The sequence below is a fragment of the Neoroseomonas lacus genome, from assembly GCF_014644535.1.
Taxonomy (GTDB): domain Bacteria; phylum Pseudomonadota; class Alphaproteobacteria; order Acetobacterales; family Acetobacteraceae; genus Neoroseomonas; species Neoroseomonas lacus.
Genome location: NZ_BMKW01000002.1, coordinates 174,071 through 187,312 on the forward strand (window position 1 = coordinate 174,071; position 13,242 = coordinate 187,312).

Annotated in this window: 15 protein-coding genes; 6 read left to right on the top strand and 9 right to left on the bottom strand. The window is 69.1% G+C overall.

Going from position 1 to position 13,242, the window contains the following annotated elements; genetic code table 11:
- Positions 1-44 precede the first annotated feature (44 nt).
- The 4 genes from IEY36_RS04215 to IEY36_RS04230 all read right to left on the bottom strand — a co-directional run bounded on the left by IEY36_RS04215 (position 45) and on the right by IEY36_RS04230 (position 2,633).
- Positions 45-452: a hypothetical protein gene (locus tag IEY36_RS04215; protein ID WP_188965684.1), complete on the bottom strand. Its 408-nt coding sequence runs from the start codon at positions 450-452 to the stop codon at positions 45-47.
- Positions 449-985, bottom strand: a complete 537-nt coding sequence (locus IEY36_RS04220) for an NUDIX hydrolase (protein ID WP_188965685.1) — start codon at positions 983-985, stop codon at positions 449-451. Before IEY36_RS04220 ends, IEY36_RS04215 begins: the two co-directional genes overlap by 4 nt.
- Positions 986-1,067: 82 nt before the next feature.
- Complete coding sequence (locus IEY36_RS04225; protein WP_188965686.1) at positions 1,068-1,277, bottom strand: hypothetical protein; 210 nt, start codon at positions 1,275-1,277, stop codon at positions 1,068-1,070.
- 162 nt (positions 1,278-1,439) lie between these two features.
- Positions 1,440-2,633 (bottom strand): phosphoglycerate kinase, encoded by a 1,194-nt coding sequence (locus IEY36_RS04230; RefSeq protein WP_188965687.1) that lies wholly within the window; start codon positions 2,631-2,633, stop codon positions 1,440-1,442.
- A gap of 31 nt (positions 2,634-2,664) precedes the next feature.
- Between IEY36_RS04230 and IEY36_RS04235 the strand changes: the two genes are divergently transcribed.
- From IEY36_RS04235 to IEY36_RS04255, 5 genes are all read left to right on the top strand, one after another.
- Complete coding sequence (locus IEY36_RS04235; protein ID WP_188965688.1) at positions 2,665-3,051, top strand: DUF6636 domain-containing protein; 387 nt, start codon at positions 2,665-2,667, stop codon at positions 3,049-3,051.
- Positions 3,052-3,190: 139 nt separating this feature from the next.
- Positions 3,191-4,141, top strand: coding sequence for a helix-turn-helix transcriptional regulator (locus IEY36_RS04240; RefSeq protein ID WP_188965689.1), 951 nt, complete (start codon positions 3,191-3,193; stop codon positions 4,139-4,141).
- A gap of 209 nt (positions 4,142-4,350) precedes the next feature.
- The gene (locus IEY36_RS04245; RefSeq protein ID WP_188965690.1) at positions 4,351-4,593 is read left to right on the top strand and encodes a hypothetical protein; all 243 of its coding nucleotides are present in this window, start codon (positions 4,351-4,353) and stop codon (positions 4,591-4,593) included.
- Between the two features lie 79 nt (positions 4,594-4,672).
- A complete protein-coding gene (locus tag IEY36_RS04250; protein ID WP_188965691.1) occupies positions 4,673-5,596 on the top strand; it encodes a Hint domain-containing protein in 924 nt (307 codons plus the stop codon).
- A 90-nt stretch (positions 5,597-5,686) separates the two neighbouring features.
- Positions 5,687-5,833, top strand: coding sequence for a hypothetical protein (locus tag IEY36_RS04255; protein ID WP_188965692.1), 147 nt, complete (start codon positions 5,687-5,689; stop codon positions 5,831-5,833).
- A 198-nt stretch (positions 5,834-6,031) separates the two neighbouring features.
- Here the strand turns inward: IEY36_RS04255 and IEY36_RS04260 are convergent, their stop codons facing one another.
- From IEY36_RS04260 to IEY36_RS04275, 4 genes are all read right to left on the bottom strand, one after another.
- Positions 6,032-6,562 carry a flavin reductase family protein gene (locus tag IEY36_RS04260; RefSeq protein WP_188965693.1) on the bottom strand — a complete coding sequence of 177 codons (531 nt, stop codon included), beginning with the start codon at positions 6,560-6,562 and terminating at the stop codon, positions 6,032-6,034.
- A 70-nt stretch (positions 6,563-6,632) separates the two neighbouring features.
- The gene (gene gap / locus IEY36_RS04265; protein ID WP_188965694.1) at positions 6,633-7,655 is read right to left on the bottom strand and encodes a type I glyceraldehyde-3-phosphate dehydrogenase; all 1,023 of its coding nucleotides are present in this window, start codon (positions 7,653-7,655) and stop codon (positions 6,633-6,635) included.
- A gap of 35 nt (positions 7,656-7,690) precedes the next feature.
- Positions 7,691-9,724 carry a transketolase gene (tkt, locus tag IEY36_RS04270; protein ID WP_373290312.1) on the bottom strand — a complete coding sequence of 678 codons (2,034 nt, stop codon included), beginning with the start codon at positions 9,722-9,724 and terminating at the stop codon, positions 7,691-7,693.
- 91 nt (positions 9,725-9,815) lie between these two features.
- Positions 9,816-10,046, bottom strand: coding sequence for a helix-turn-helix domain-containing protein (locus IEY36_RS04275; RefSeq protein WP_188965695.1), 231 nt, complete (start codon positions 10,044-10,046; stop codon positions 9,816-9,818).
- 110 nt (positions 10,047-10,156) lie between these two features.
- On the opposite strand from IEY36_RS04275, the gene ybaL reads away from it, so the two are divergent.
- Positions 10,157-11,833 carry a YbaL family putative K(+) efflux transporter gene (ybaL, locus tag IEY36_RS04280; RefSeq protein WP_188965696.1) on the top strand — a complete coding sequence of 559 codons (1,677 nt, stop codon included), beginning with the start codon at positions 10,157-10,159 and terminating at the stop codon, positions 11,831-11,833.
- A gap of 388 nt (positions 11,834-12,221) precedes the next feature.
- Here the strand turns inward: ybaL and IEY36_RS31235 are convergent, their stop codons facing one another.
- Positions 12,222-13,226 carry a bifunctional GNAT family N-acetyltransferase/(deoxy)nucleoside triphosphate pyrophosphohydrolase gene (locus IEY36_RS31235; protein ID WP_188965697.1) on the bottom strand — a complete coding sequence of 335 codons (1,005 nt, stop codon included), beginning with the start codon at positions 13,224-13,226 and terminating at the stop codon, positions 12,222-12,224.
- Positions 13,227-13,242: the final 16 nt, after the last annotated feature.

Below are 13,242 nucleotides of genomic sequence, written 5' to 3' on the forward strand. Positions count from 1 at the left end.
AAACAGCCTCTGACGCGTCGGCGCCATCCGGCGGCGCCCGCTGTTCAATAAGTGAAGGGCAGCCGCAGCCGCGCCCCAGCCGCGGGCTGGCGCAGGAAGCGGTCCTCGCGCGCCCGCAGGCTGCTGGTGTCGCGCTGCGTGCCGGTCTGCGGTGCGTCGGGATCGATCAGCGCCGGGTTGAGCTGCGGCGTCGCGCGCTGAACGTTGCGGCTTTGCGGGTCTTCCATGTCGCGGTCGGGCACCGGGGCCGGCTCGCCACGGCTGGCGAGGTCGGGTGGCACCGGCGGTGGCGCGGGCGGCGGCAAGGGCAGCGGATCGTTGCGGTGCGCGCCGGCGCGCGGCCGCGCCGCCTGCTGCGGGGTGACGACCGTCGTCTCCGCGGTCAGCTGGGCCAGCGCCGGGGCGGAGAAGAAGCTGGCGGCCGCGCTCAACAAATGCCGGCGCGCGATCACGCCGAGCCGCCAGGCAGCGGGCGAACCCCGCGCGGGTCCTCGGCCGGGTTGAGCGCGACGCCGCCGGCCGAACCCTCCCGCCAGGCCTTGAGCGCCCAGCGGACCGAGGGGAAGGCGATCTCGTCCCACGGGATCTCATCCCAGGTGAAGCGGCGCACCTCAAGGCTTTCAGGGCCGGGCTCGAAGCCCGGCTCGGCGAAGCGGGCGCGGAAGATGACCTGCACCTGGCCGAGCCGCGCGATGGAATAGACCGCCAGCACGCCGTCGAGGGCGATGCGGGCGCGCGCTTCCTCCCAGGCTTCGCGCCTCGCCCCTTCCTCGACGGTCTCGCCCATTTCCATGTAGCCGACGGGGATGGTCCAGAAACCGTGGCGTGGTTCGATTGCGCGCCGGCACAGCAGGACAGTTTCGCCCTCGGCGACGATGGAACCGACGACGACCTTCGGGTTTTCATAGGAGACATGCCCGCAATCAGCACAGATCAGTCGTTCGTGGTCATCGCCGTCGGGAATGCGCCGGACAAAACGGGACATGCGGGAATCATTCGCGCGCCGCCGCGGCGGACGCAAGCGGCGCTTGCAGACCCTCCGTGAATTGGGGCGCCGACGTGGTCCTTCAGACCCGCAGGTCGAGCAACGATCCGCGCGGCAGGTTGCTGCCCGCGGGCGGAGCGCTGCCGGCCGGCGGGGCGCTTTGCAGGATGCGCTGCGGCTGCGCCGAGGCGCTGCGCGCTGCGTCCGTCCGGTCGGTCCCGCGCACCGGCTGGATGCCGGCATTGCGCGTGACTTCCTGGGTGAAGGCCGACAGGGAATTGAGGCTCAACATGGACAGCATTGTCCAACCGAGCCGTGAAGAATGGCTTAACCGCGGCCAGCGACGATCGACGGGGCGGACGGAATGGATGCGCATGCCCGCAAGCTGCGCCGCAACTCCGTTAACCTTCCAGCAACCATTGCGTGCAAGCCGGGCAAGGCGCTCGGCTGAAAATCACTTGTTCGTGAGCGCCGCCACCCCCGGCAGCGTCTTGCCTTCCAGCCACTCCAGGAAGGCCCCACCGGCGCTCGACACATAGGTCATGCGGTCGATCACCTCGGCATGGCGCAGCGCCGAGACCGTATCCCCGCCGCCGCCGATCGACTTCAGCGCGCCCGATTGCGTCAGGGCGGCGACGATCTGCGCCACGGCCACCGTAGCCGTGTCGAAGGGTGGGATCTCGAAGGCGCCGAGCGGGCCGTTCCACACCAGCGTCGAGGCGCCGCGCAGCCGCTGTTCGATCGCCTCCTCCGATTTCGGCCCGACATCGAGCGCCATCCAGCCTTCCGGCACGGCATCGGCGCGCACCGTGCGGGTGGCCGCATTGGCGCGGAATTCCTCGGCCACCACCAGGTCCACCGGCAGCAGGATCTCGCAGCCCGCCGCCTGCGCGCCCGCCAGGATCTCCCGCGCGGTGTCGTGCATCTCGGCTTCCTGCAAGGACTTGCCGACCGGGTGCCCCTGCGCGGCGAGGAAGGTGTTCGCCATCGCCCCGCCGATCACCAGCACATCGACCTTCTTCATCAGGTTGCCCAGCAGGTCGAGCTTGGTCGAGACCTTCGCCCCGCCGACGATCGCCACCACCGGCCGCGCCGGGTTGCCAAGCGCGGCATCGAGCGCCTTGAGCTCGGCCTCCATCAGCCGCCCGGCAAAGGAGGGCAGCAGATGCGCGACGCCCTCGGTGCTCGCATGGGCGCGGTGGGCTGCCGAGAAGGCGTCATTCACATAGGCATCGGCGAGCCTGGCCAGCGCGGCGGCCATGGCGGGGTCGTTCTTTTCCTCGCCGGCATGGAAGCGGGTGTTCTCCAACAGCAGGATTTCGCCATCCTGCAACGCCGCGACGGCCGCCTCGGCCTCCGGCCCGATGCAGTCATCGGCCCAGGCGACCGGCCGGCGCAGCGCGGCCGCGAGCGCCTCCTGCAGCGGCTTGAGCGACATCTCGGGCACGCGGCGGCCCTTGGGGCGGTCGAAATGGCTGCACACGATGACGCGGGCGCCGTCATTGGCCAGTTCGGCGATGGTCGGGCAGAGCCGCTCGATGCGCGTGCGGTCGGTGATGAGCCCGTCCCGGACCGGCACGTTGAGGTCCGCGCGCAGCAGCACGCGCTTGCCGTGGGCATCGAGTGCGTCGATCGTTCGGTAGGACATCGCGTCAAATTCCCGGGCGAGGAGAGTGAATATGGTCCGCTGGCTCGCGGCGTTTCTGCTGTTGCCGGTCGTAGCATCGGCGCAGGAAGCCTTCCAGTTGCCCTCGGGCAACATCCACTGTGCATTGTATGACGGCACCCTGCGCTGCGACGTCCTGCAATCGACCTTCCCCCGCCCCGCGCGGCCGCGCGACTGCGAACAGGATTACGGCGACGCGGTCGAACTCGGCGGCAAGGGCCCGGCGGCGATGCTCTGTCACGGCGATACGGTAGCGAACCGCGCCTCGCCCGTGCTGGGCTATGGCCGCGCCTGGCAGGGGCCGGGGATGGCCTGCACGGCGTCGCAGACCGGGCTGCGCTGCGTGAATGGCGATGGGCGAGGGTTCGAGATGGCGCGGGCGCGCCTGTGGCTGTATTGACGCACATGGCCGCCTGCCCCGCCTCGTCCCGGCCGCCGTGCAACCGGCGCAATGGCGGGGCGAGCATCACACGCAATAGTTGTGGGCGGACGGCGTCTATCGATAGCATGCGGCAGGCATCGATAGTGGCAATGCCCTCATGAACACACTTCGCCGCTACCGCGTCCTGGAGACGGGTTCCGTCATCACGGCCCGCGACAACAGCCCCCATTTTGGCAGGTCAGGCTTGCGGCCGATCGGACGCGACGACGACTTCCGTATGATCGTTAATTCCATGATACTGGATGGAATTCGCTTAAGCGCGGTCGGCACCACCGGCCACAGGATCGAGCCGGTGGATTCGGAGAACGTCACGGTCCTTTCCCCATTGCTCGGCACGCTGGAAACCAATGACGGCCAACGACGCTTGGTTGTACGCGAAGGCGAGGTCGCGCTGCCGCGGCCAGGGCGCCGCAGGACAACCATTCCAGCACGCTATGTCGGCTTGGTCGCGCAAGTGCCGCTTGCCCGCCTCCAGGCCCGTGCGGCGCGGAACCCCTTGGACTGGTGGCAGCTTGATCGAGACTGGGCGGAGGTCAGCGGCCGCAGTGCCGCGCTGCTGCGCTACCTGCGCTACCTGGTCGACGAATTCGATGGCGGCGATACGCTGCTGACGTCCGAGCGCGCCAGCCGCTCCGCCGCCGCCATGCTGACCGACCTCATCCTCGACGCCGTACAGCCCGCCGCCAAAGTTGTCTCCGACACGGTGCTGCCGGCCGATTGGCAGGTCCGGCGGGCCGAGGACGCCATCCTCGCCCGGCTCGCCGAGGATATCTCCGTTGCAAGCCTCGCGGCCGATCTCGGCGTCAGCACGCGGGCCCTGCAGCTTGCCTTCCAGCGACATCGTCGCATGACACCGAGCCAGGTCGTCGCGGCCGCCCGGCTCGATGCCGCCCACCGGCGCCTGTCTCATGCGGTGCAGGGGGATACTGTCACGGCGATCGCGCTGGAATGCGGGGTGACGCATTTCGGCCGCTTCGCCGCGCGCTACCGGGCGCGGTTCGGGGAGCACCCTTCCACCGCCCTCGCGCGACGCCTGCGCCAGGTCTGATCGCAGCAATTCGCGGCGTCCTTCGCATTGTGGATAGCGGCTTCGCCTGCCGGATCGCGGGCGTTTGCCGGGTGTTTATGTTTGGGCTCCGTTTCAATGAAGTGGATGCCACGGCATGCCGATCCGCTCTCTTCCCCCCCCTCGCCGGCGTCGCCCTCGCTCTCGGGCTCGTGGCCTGCGGCAGCCCCCCGCCTGCGGCAACGACGCCGGTGGCGGCGCCTGTCGTGGCGCCCGCCCCGGCGGCAGCCGCCCCCGACTTCGCCTCCATGCGCGGCGCGCGCGCCGGGCAGGCGGAGATGGGCATGGAACGGATGGGATTCACGAATGTGCGCCAGCGCGGACTGACCGCGTACTGGCTCCATGCGGCCTCGAACACCTGCGTGCGCGTCGTGACCTCCCAGGGCCGCTACCAGACGGTCGACCAGGTCGCGCCGGCGAACTGCGGGCGCTGAGAGTCTGCCCGGCCCGCCCGGTACTGACCCGGCGTGAATTCGGCGAACCCAATGCACCACCAATTAAGGAACGCGATCGATGAGCACGGCCTCCCTCAGCCTGGTCAGCCTGACGACCCCGATCGACGTAACCACCGCGGAAAGCGCGACGGTTAACTATTCCCTCGATAGCGGGGCGCAGACGGTCTCCTTCATCGTCACGGCCACGCCGGTGGGCGGCGGTTCGCCCATCGTCGTCGGGCAGTCCGGCGGCTTCAGCGGCGCCGGCGGCGGACAGACGACCTTCGACCTGACCAACATCAGCGCCCTCGACCCGAGCCAGGACTACGTATTTTCCGTCGAAAGCTCGGACGGCGTCGTCGGCGGCAACCCGATCGGCCCCATCGACGTCGCCTGCTTCGCCGAAGGCACGCTCATCCTGACCGAACGTGGCGAGGTGCCCGTCGAACAGCTGCGTGTCGGCGACCTGGCGATGACGATGCACGGCGGCACGGCGCCGCTGCGCCCGATCCTCTGGATCGGCCACACCCGTCTCGACATCGCCCGTCATCCCGACCCGGCCAAGGCGGCGCCGATCGTCGTCAGCGCCGGCGCGCTGGGCAACGGCATGCCGCGGCGCGACCTGCGCCTGTCCCCCGAACATGCGTTGTTCCTCGATGGCCTGCTCGTGCCGGTGAACCTGTTGGTGAACGGGACGACCATCGTCCAGGAAGCCTGGTGCCAGACGGTCACCTACTGGCATGTCGAACTGCCCACCCATGGGCTGCTGGTGTCCGAGGGCGTCGTGTCGGAATCATATTTCGACGACGGCAACAGGCAGTTGTTCGACAATCGCGGCGCCACCGTCCTGGTGAAGGACTTCGTCACGGCGCGCCAATCGGGCCGCTACGACGATACGGCCTGCGCGCCCGTGCTACGCGGCGGCGTGGCGCTGGACCGTCTGCGGGCACGAATCGCCGAGCGCGCCGAAGCGATGATGGACGGCCGCCGGACGGCCGCCTGAACCCGCGCCGCCGGATGCGCTCGCCTGGCTGTACCTGACCATCGTCGCCATCATCGCCGTGCAGTCGGTGCTCTGGTACGGCGGGGGGGGTTGCTGCTGTCCACCGAGACGGCAAGGCGGTCCTATTTGCGGCTGGCGCGCCGGCTCGACCTGGTCGCGGGCGGCGTGATGTCGGCGCTGAGTCTGCAGCTTGCCGAGGACGTGCGGCGCGAGATCGCGGTGCGGGCAGCGTCCTAGTGCGCCCGGCGGGCTGAATCGAGAGGGGCTTTGCCCCCTCCCGGACCCTCCCCACCAAAGGCCCGAGGCCTTTGGAAACCGATACCTGGGGACCTCCATGGGAACGGGTCGCAGCGCCGGAGACGATATGGATGCCCGATACCGACACCGCGTCCTTTGGCGGGCGGGACTGGTAGGGCGGCGCCCCTCGTTGCGAGATCAGGCCTTGTCGGAGGCCAGCCGGATGGTCCGCCCATCCACGGCAAACCTGCCCCAGCCCTGGTGATGGATCGTCTTCGCGTCGCGCCGCTCAGGGTCGATCCAGGCGTGCACGACCTCCAGCACGAACATGCAATACGCGCTGACCATCCGCGTATCGACCACGCGGCATTCCAGATTGGCGAAACAGTCCGGCAGCAGCGGCGCTTCGACGTGACGCGCTGGCCTCGTCGCGATGCCAAGCGTGGCGAATTTGTCGGTATCGGCGCCGGAGCAGTTGCCGATCGCCACCACCGTCTTCGCGAATGCCGCCGGCGGGATGGCGATGACGCATTCCTTGATCCGGCGCAGCGCCGTGAAGGAGTGGTTCCGGTTGCTGACGATGCAGGCGATCTGCGGCGGCGTGAACTCGACCATCATGTGCCAGGACATGGTCATGACGTTCGGCGTGCCGCGCTGGCTGGTGGCCACCAGCACCACCGGCCCCGGCTCGATCAACTGATAGACCCGGTCCAGCGGCAGGGTCCGCATATGGCCGGAACCAAGGGCCTTGCGGCCCCTGGCAGGTCGTCGCGAGGGAGCCGTACCCCCCCGCGTCACGTCACAGCGACCCGAACAGCGCCGTCGTGTCGCTCATGCGGTTCGAGAAGCCCCACTCATTGTCGTACCAGGACATCACGCGCACCAGCCCGCCATCGACCACCTGGGTCTGCGTCGCGTCGAAGGTGGACGACATCGGGTTGTGGTTGAAGTCGATGGAAACCAGCGGCGCCGTGTTGTAGCCGAGGATGCCCTTGAGCGGCCCGCTCTCGGACGCGGCCTTCATCACCGCGTTGATCGCTTCCTTGGTCAGCCCTTCGGTCTTGGCCGGCACGAAGTCGAGCGACACCAGCGAGACATTCGGCGTCGGGATGCGGATGGCGGTGCCGTCCAGCTTGCCCTTCAGCTCCGGCATCACCAGGCCGACGGCCTTGGCCGCACCGGTCGAGGTCGGGATCGCGGACACGGCCGCCGCACGCGCGCGGTGCAGGTCCTTGTGCAGCGTATCGACTGTGTTCTGGTCGCCCGTATAGGCGTGGATCGTCACCATGTAGCCGCGGACGATGCCGAAATTGTCGTGCAGCACCTTCGCGACAGGCGCGAGGCAATTGGTGGTGCAGGACGCGTTGGAGATGACCGTCATCTCCTTCGTCAGCGTCTTCTCGTTCACGCCATAGACGATGGTCGCGTCGGCGTTGTCGCCGGGGGCGGAGATAACGACCTTGCGCGCGCCGGCGGTCAGCAGCGCCGAAGCCTTTTCCTTCGACGTGAAGATACCGGTGCATTCCATCGCGACATCGATGCCGGCGAGCGGCAGCTTGGACGGATCCCGCTCGGCGGTGATCTTGATCGGGCCCCAGCTCTTGCCGCCGTTCTTGATGGTGATGGTGTCGCCCTCGACGATCACCTCGCCCGGGAAACGGCCATGCACGCTGTCATAGCGGAACAGATGCGCATTCGCCTCGACCGAGCCGAGGTCGTTGATGGTGACGAATTCCAGGTCCTGCCGGCCCGCCTCGCAGGCAGCGCGCAGCACCAGGCGACCGATGCGCCCGAACCCGTTGATGGCAACCTTCACGGCCATAGTCTTCGTATCCTTCCCGTCAGGAACTCAGTGGATCAGGCGAGGCGCTTCTTCACCGCCGCCGTCACGGCATCGGAGGTGATGCCGAAATGCTTGTACAATTCCTCGGCCGGCGCCGAAGCGCCGAAACCGGCCATGCCGATGAAGATGCCATCGGCACCCAGCCAGCGCTCCCAGCCGAAGCCGATCAGCGCCTCGACGCCGACGCGCAGCGCGCTGCCCAACACCTGCTCGCGATAGCCCGCATCCTGCAGGGCGAAGATCTCCCAGCAGGGCAGCGAGACAACGGCGGTCGGGATGCCCTCGGCCTCCAGCGTCTCGCGGGCGGCGATCGCCAGATGCACTTCCGAGCCCGTCGCGATCAGCGTGGCTTTCCGCGGCCCGGAGGCCTCGGCTAGGATATACCCACCCCGCGCGCAGCGATTCTCGCCGGTATCGCTGCGCAACGCCGGCAGGTTCTGCCGCGACAGCGCCAGCATCGACGGCCCATCGGCGCGCTTCACCGCTAATTCCCAGCACTCCGCCGTCTCCATCGCATCCGCCGGGCGGAAGACGAAGACATTCGGCATGGCGCGGAACGACGCCAGGTGCTCGACCGGCTGATGGGTCGGCCCATCCTCGCCCAGGCCGATGCTGTCATGTGTCAGCACATGGATGACGCGCGTGCCCATCAGCGCCGCGAGCCGCACGGCCGGGCGCAGGTAGTCGCTGAACACCAGGAAGGTGCCCGAATACGGGATGATGCCGCCATGCAGCGCCATGCCGTTCATCGCGGCGGCCATGCCGTGTTCGCGCACGCCCCAATGGACGAAGCGCCCTGCGAAATTGCCCGGCGCGATGGCCGGGACGCCCTTCACATTGGTGTTGTTCGACCCGGTGAGGTCGGCCGACCCGCCCACCATCTCCGGGACGGACGGCACCAGGGCTTCCAGCGCGCGCTGCGAGGAAACGCGCGTCGCGAGCTTCGGCTTCTCCTCGGCATGCTTCACGCGCAGCGCGGCGAGCGCCTCATGCCAGGCTTCCGGCAGCTTGCCGGAAATGGCGCGGTCGAATTCCGCCTGCTGCGGATGCTTGGCCAGCCGCTTCAGCCAGGACCGGCGCGTGCCCGCACCGCGGCGCCCGGCCTCTTCCCATGACGACTTGATGTCCTGCGGCACGGTGAAGGGCGCCGCGGTCCAGCCCAGAGCTTCCTTCGCCGCCGCCGCCTCGCCAGCCCCGAGCGGCGAGCCATGCGACCCGGCGGTGCCCGCCTTGGTCGGCGCGCCGAGGCCGATGATGGTGCGGCACGCGATCAGCGTCGGCTTGCGGTTGCGCGTCGCCCAAGCCATCGCACTGGCGACGGCCTCGGGGTCGTGGCCATCGACGCGCCGCGTCGCCCAGCCATAGGCCTGGAACCGCTTCAGCGTGTCGTCGGTAAAGGACAGCGCGGTGTCGCCGTCGATCGAGATGTGGTTGTCGTCCCACAGCACGCAGAGCTTCGACAGGCCATAATGCCCGGCCAGCGACGCCGCCTCATGGCTCACGCCTTCCTGCAGGTCGCCATCGGAGGCGATGACCCAGGTGCGATGATCCACCAGCGACGCCCCGAAGCGCGCCGCCAGCATCCGTTCGGCCAGCGCCATGCCGACTGAAGTGGCGATGCCCTGCCCCAGCGGACCGGTCGTCGTCTCGATGCCCGGATGCTCGCCATATTCAGGGTGGCCGGCGGCGGGCGAATGCAACTGGCGGAAGCGCTTCAGCTCCTCGATGCCCATGCCGGCATGGCCGGTCAGATGCAGCAGGGAATACAGCAGCATTGAGCCATGCCCGGCCGACAGCACGAAGCGGTCGCGGTCGGCCCAGCGCGGGTCGGCCGCGTCGTATTTCAGGAACTTGGTGAACAGCACCGTCGCCACATCGGCCATGCCCATCGGCATGCCCGGATGGCCGGACTTCGCCGCCTCCACCGCATCGATGGCGAGCGCGCGGATGGCATCGGCCAACCGCCTTGCGTCCGTCACCGGCCGGGCGAGGATCTCTGCCTGGGCAGCGAGTGCCGGGTTCATGGAGGCGTCGGGCGTCGGGGCGATGCTGGCCAAGTTACACCTAGGGCTGCGTCGGGGGGTCGGGCCGCTATAGAGGCGGGGTCGCCCGGCGGCAACCGGGCGTGACACGGGGCGGTCATGCGCGGCGCACGCCCTCCCCGCCCGCCGCGTCGGGCTCGAGGAAGACGATGCCCGCCGCTTCTAGCGCCTGGCGGATCGCCGCGAGGGTCGCGCGGTGCAGCACATGGCGGCTGGATTCGAAGCCGCGCACCGTGCCGGGACTGACCGCGGCACGGTGCGCCAGCTCGGCCTGGGTCCAGTCCAGCAGGGCGCGGGCAGCGCGGCATTGCGGCGCGGTGAGCAGCATAGCGGTCAGATGGGGATGTTACACATGGACGTCAATATTGACTAAAAACATTGAAATACCGACCACCACCCCCCAGCTGAACCTGACAATTCACCGCGCGAGGAGGGCCGATGCCCGACCATGGTACCCCCCTGATCACGACCATCGTCGTCGGTCTTGCGCTGGCCTTCGCCTTCGGCCTGGCGGCGCAGCGGCTGCGCATCTCACCGCTGGTGGGTTACCTCCTGGCCGGCGTCGCCGTCGGCCCCTTCACCCCGGGCTTCATCGCCGATGCCTCCCTGGCCGGCGAACTGGCCGAGATCGGCATCATCCTGCTGATGTTCGCGGTCGGGCTGCATTTTTCCTGGCGCGACCTGATGTCGGTGGGCGCCATCGCCATCCCCGGCGCGGTCGTGCAGATCGGCGTGGCGACCTTGCTCGGCTTCGGCCTCGCTTGGCTGCTCGGATGGTCGCTCCCGGCAGGGCTGGTCTTCGGCCTGGCACTGTCGGTCGCCTCCACCGTCGTGCTGGTGCGCGCGCTGCAGGAACGCCGGATCATGGACAGCGAGCGCGGCCGCATCGCCGTCGGCTGGCTGGTGGTCGAGGACCTCGCCATGGTCATCGCCCTGGTGCTGCTGCCCGCCCTGGCGGGGTCCAGCCTCGCCGGGCAGTTCGGCGCCGGGGACCTCGCTTTGACACTCGCCCTGACCTTCGGAAAGGTCGCGCTGTTCGGCGCCTCGATGCTGGTCATCGGCCGCCGCGCCATTCCCTGGCTGCTGCACTACGTCGCCCATACCGGCTCGCGTGAGCTGTTCCGCCTCGCCGTCTATGTCATCGCCCTCGGCGTCGCCTTCGGCGCGGCCAAGCTGTTCGGTGTCTCCTTCGCGCTCGGCGCCTTCTTCGCCGGCATGGTGCTGTCCGAGAGCAAGCTGTCCCAGCGCGCGGCAGAGGAAGCCATGCCGCTCCGCGACGCCTTCGCGGTGCTGTTCTTCGTCTCGGTCGGCATGTTGTTCGACCCCGGCGTGCTGCTGCGCGATCCGCTCGGCGTGATCGGCACGGTGCTGATCATCGTCGTTGGCAAATCGGTCGCAGCCTATGGCATCGTGCGCGCCTTCGGCCATGGCCACGGCACGGCGCTGACCATCGCCGCCTCGCTCGCGCAGATCGGCGAATTCTCCTTCATCCTGGCCGGGATCGGCGTGTCGTTGGCGGTGCTGCCGCCGGAAGGGCGCGACCTCGTGCTGGCCGGGGCGATCCTGTCCATCCTGGTGAACCCGCTGTTGTTCCTGCTGGTCGAACGCCGCCTGCCGGCCGCCGTGAAGTCCCCGGTGCCGCCGCCCCCCACCCCCGCCCCGGCCGAGACGGGCCATGAGATCGTCGTCGGCTACGGCCGGGTCGGCGGGCTGGTCGGCAAGCGCCTAGCCGCAGCCGGGCGGACCGTGGTGGTGATCGAGGCCGGCGAGCAGGCCGCCGAAGCCGCCCGCGCCGACGGCGCCCGCGTCATCTCCGGCAATGCCGCCGACCCGACGGTACTGGCCGAGGCCGACATCGCCGCGGCGCGCCACATCTTCGTCGCCATTCCGGAGACCTTCGAAGCCGGCCAGGTCGTCGAACAGGCCCGCGCCGCCAAGGCGGGGCTCGAAATCCTCGCCCGGGCGGATTCGGACGAGGCGGTGGAACACCTCACCAGGCTTGGCGCGACGCTGACGGTGATGGGCGAACGCGAGATCGCGCACCGGATGTTGGAACGGGCGCTGGGGCGGCCGGGGGCGCGACCGGCGTCAGCAGCTCCTGCTGGAGGGCACTGAGCCTGGGCACCGCCCCGTAGGCGCGAAAGTTGGGACCGGAGGGGGTTCGTCCCCTCCGGACCACCCCCACCACGGGCTCCCATTGACGTTGCAGAGCAACGCCAATGGAAGCCCCTCGGACCGAGGCCTATGGAAACCATGAGCCGCCCTGGCAGCAGGACAGTGCTGGAAACACCCTGATGTTCATAGTACGTTCCAACAATCAATCGTGCGCAAAGCGCGCTGGGCCACCCAACCCGCCCGGGCAGATAAAATCCTAAAATTTTAAAGTGTGTCGATTCAGGGACTTACCGTTCGCCGCACGTGGGCTCTCCCGTGCCGGCCGATGGTTCCCCATGGCTTCGCCCCCTGGGCGGACAAGGATAAAGCCCACCCCGCCCTCATCGGGTCACAGAAAATCCCGCAACAGCGCCACCAGCGGCCGGTCCGCCGGGGGCATCGCGTAATCCGCCAGCTTCTGCGGCCGCACCCAGGCCAGCGCCTGGCCTTCCATCGCCGTCACCACCCCTTCCCAGCGCCGGCACAGGAACAGCGGCATCAGCAGATGGAACGCCTCATACCCATGCGAGGCGAAGGCGAAGGGCGCGAGACAGGCCTCGGTCACATCGATGCCGAGTTCTTCCTTCAACTCGCGGATCAGCGCCGCTTCCGGCGTCTCGCCCGCATGCACCTTGCCACCGGGGAATTCCCACAGGCCCGCGAGCGGCTTGCCCTCAGGCCTCCGCGCCAGCAGCACGCGGCCATCCGGGTCGATCAGCCCGACGGCGGCCACCAGCAGGATCCGCTTGCCTCCGCCTTCGGGCAGCGCCAGCGCGGCCGGCGCGGCGGGGGCGGCATCGATCACCATATCCGCCCGCCCGGCCTCGAAGCGCCGCACCGGCATCGCCTTGCCGCGCGAGAGGAAATCCTGCGCCCCCGTCCCCGTCTCGCGAAACCCGATGCGCTTGAGCACCGCCGCCGAGCGCGCATTGTCCAGCAGTGCACTCGCCACGATCCGGTCGAGGTCGAGATTGGCGAGCGCCCAGCGCGCCAGCCGCCCGGCGACTTCGGGCGCGATCCCCTGCCCCCAATGCCGCCGCCCGACCCAGTAGCCAAGCTCGGCCGAGCGGCCCTCACGGTCGCGCGTCAGCCCGACGCAGCCGACCAGCACGTCATCCTCCCGCCGCGCGATGGCCAAGTGATAGGCCTCGCCCTCGTCGATGCGTTCGACGGTCGAGGCGATCCAGTCATCGGCAAGGTCGCGCGGATAGGGAAACGGCACGCGGGCCAAGGTCTTGGCCACCTCCCAGTCATTGACCAGGCGATGCAGTTCGGCGGCATCCGTCGTGCGCAGCGGGCGCAGCAGGAAGCGCTCGGTCTCGAGGGGGGCGAAGGTCAGGGTGGAGTCGGGCATCCGGCCGCCAGGAACG

Coding starts and splice junctions, on each gene's coding strand:
- IEY36_RS31235 (WP_188965697.1), bottom strand. CDS start 13,226: ATGCCCGACTCCACCCTGACCTTCGCCCCCCTCGAGACCGAGCGCTTC.
- ybaL (WP_188965696.1), top strand. CDS start 10,157: ATGCCCGACCATGGTACCCCCCTGATCACGACCATCGTCGTCGGTCTT.
- IEY36_RS04220 (WP_188965685.1), bottom strand. CDS start 985: ATGTCCCGTTTTGTCCGGCGCATTCCCGACGGCGATGACCACGAACGA.
- IEY36_RS04235 (WP_188965688.1), top strand. CDS start 2,665: ATGGTCCGCTGGCTCGCGGCGTTTCTGCTGTTGCCGGTCGTAGCATCG.
- IEY36_RS04275 (WP_188965695.1), bottom strand. CDS start 10,046: ATGCTGCTCACCGCGCCGCAATGCCGCGCTGCCCGCGCCCTGCTGGAC.
- IEY36_RS04225 (WP_188965686.1), bottom strand. CDS start 1,277: ATGTTGAGCCTCAATTCCCTGTCGGCCTTCACCCAGGAAGTCACGCGC.
- gap (WP_188965694.1), bottom strand. CDS start 7,655: ATGGCCGTGAAGGTTGCCATCAACGGGTTCGGGCGCATCGGTCGCCTG.
- IEY36_RS04240 (WP_188965689.1), top strand. CDS start 3,191: ATGAACACACTTCGCCGCTACCGCGTCCTGGAGACGGGTTCCGTCATC.
- IEY36_RS04250 (WP_188965691.1), top strand. CDS start 4,673: ATGAGCACGGCCTCCCTCAGCCTGGTCAGCCTGACGACCCCGATCGAC.
- IEY36_RS04260 (WP_188965693.1), bottom strand. CDS start 6,562: ATGCGGACCCTGCCGCTGGACCGGGTCTATCAGTTGATCGAGCCGGGG.
- IEY36_RS04230 (WP_188965687.1), bottom strand. CDS start 2,633: ATGTCCTACCGAACGATCGACGCACTCGATGCCCACGGCAAGCGCGTG.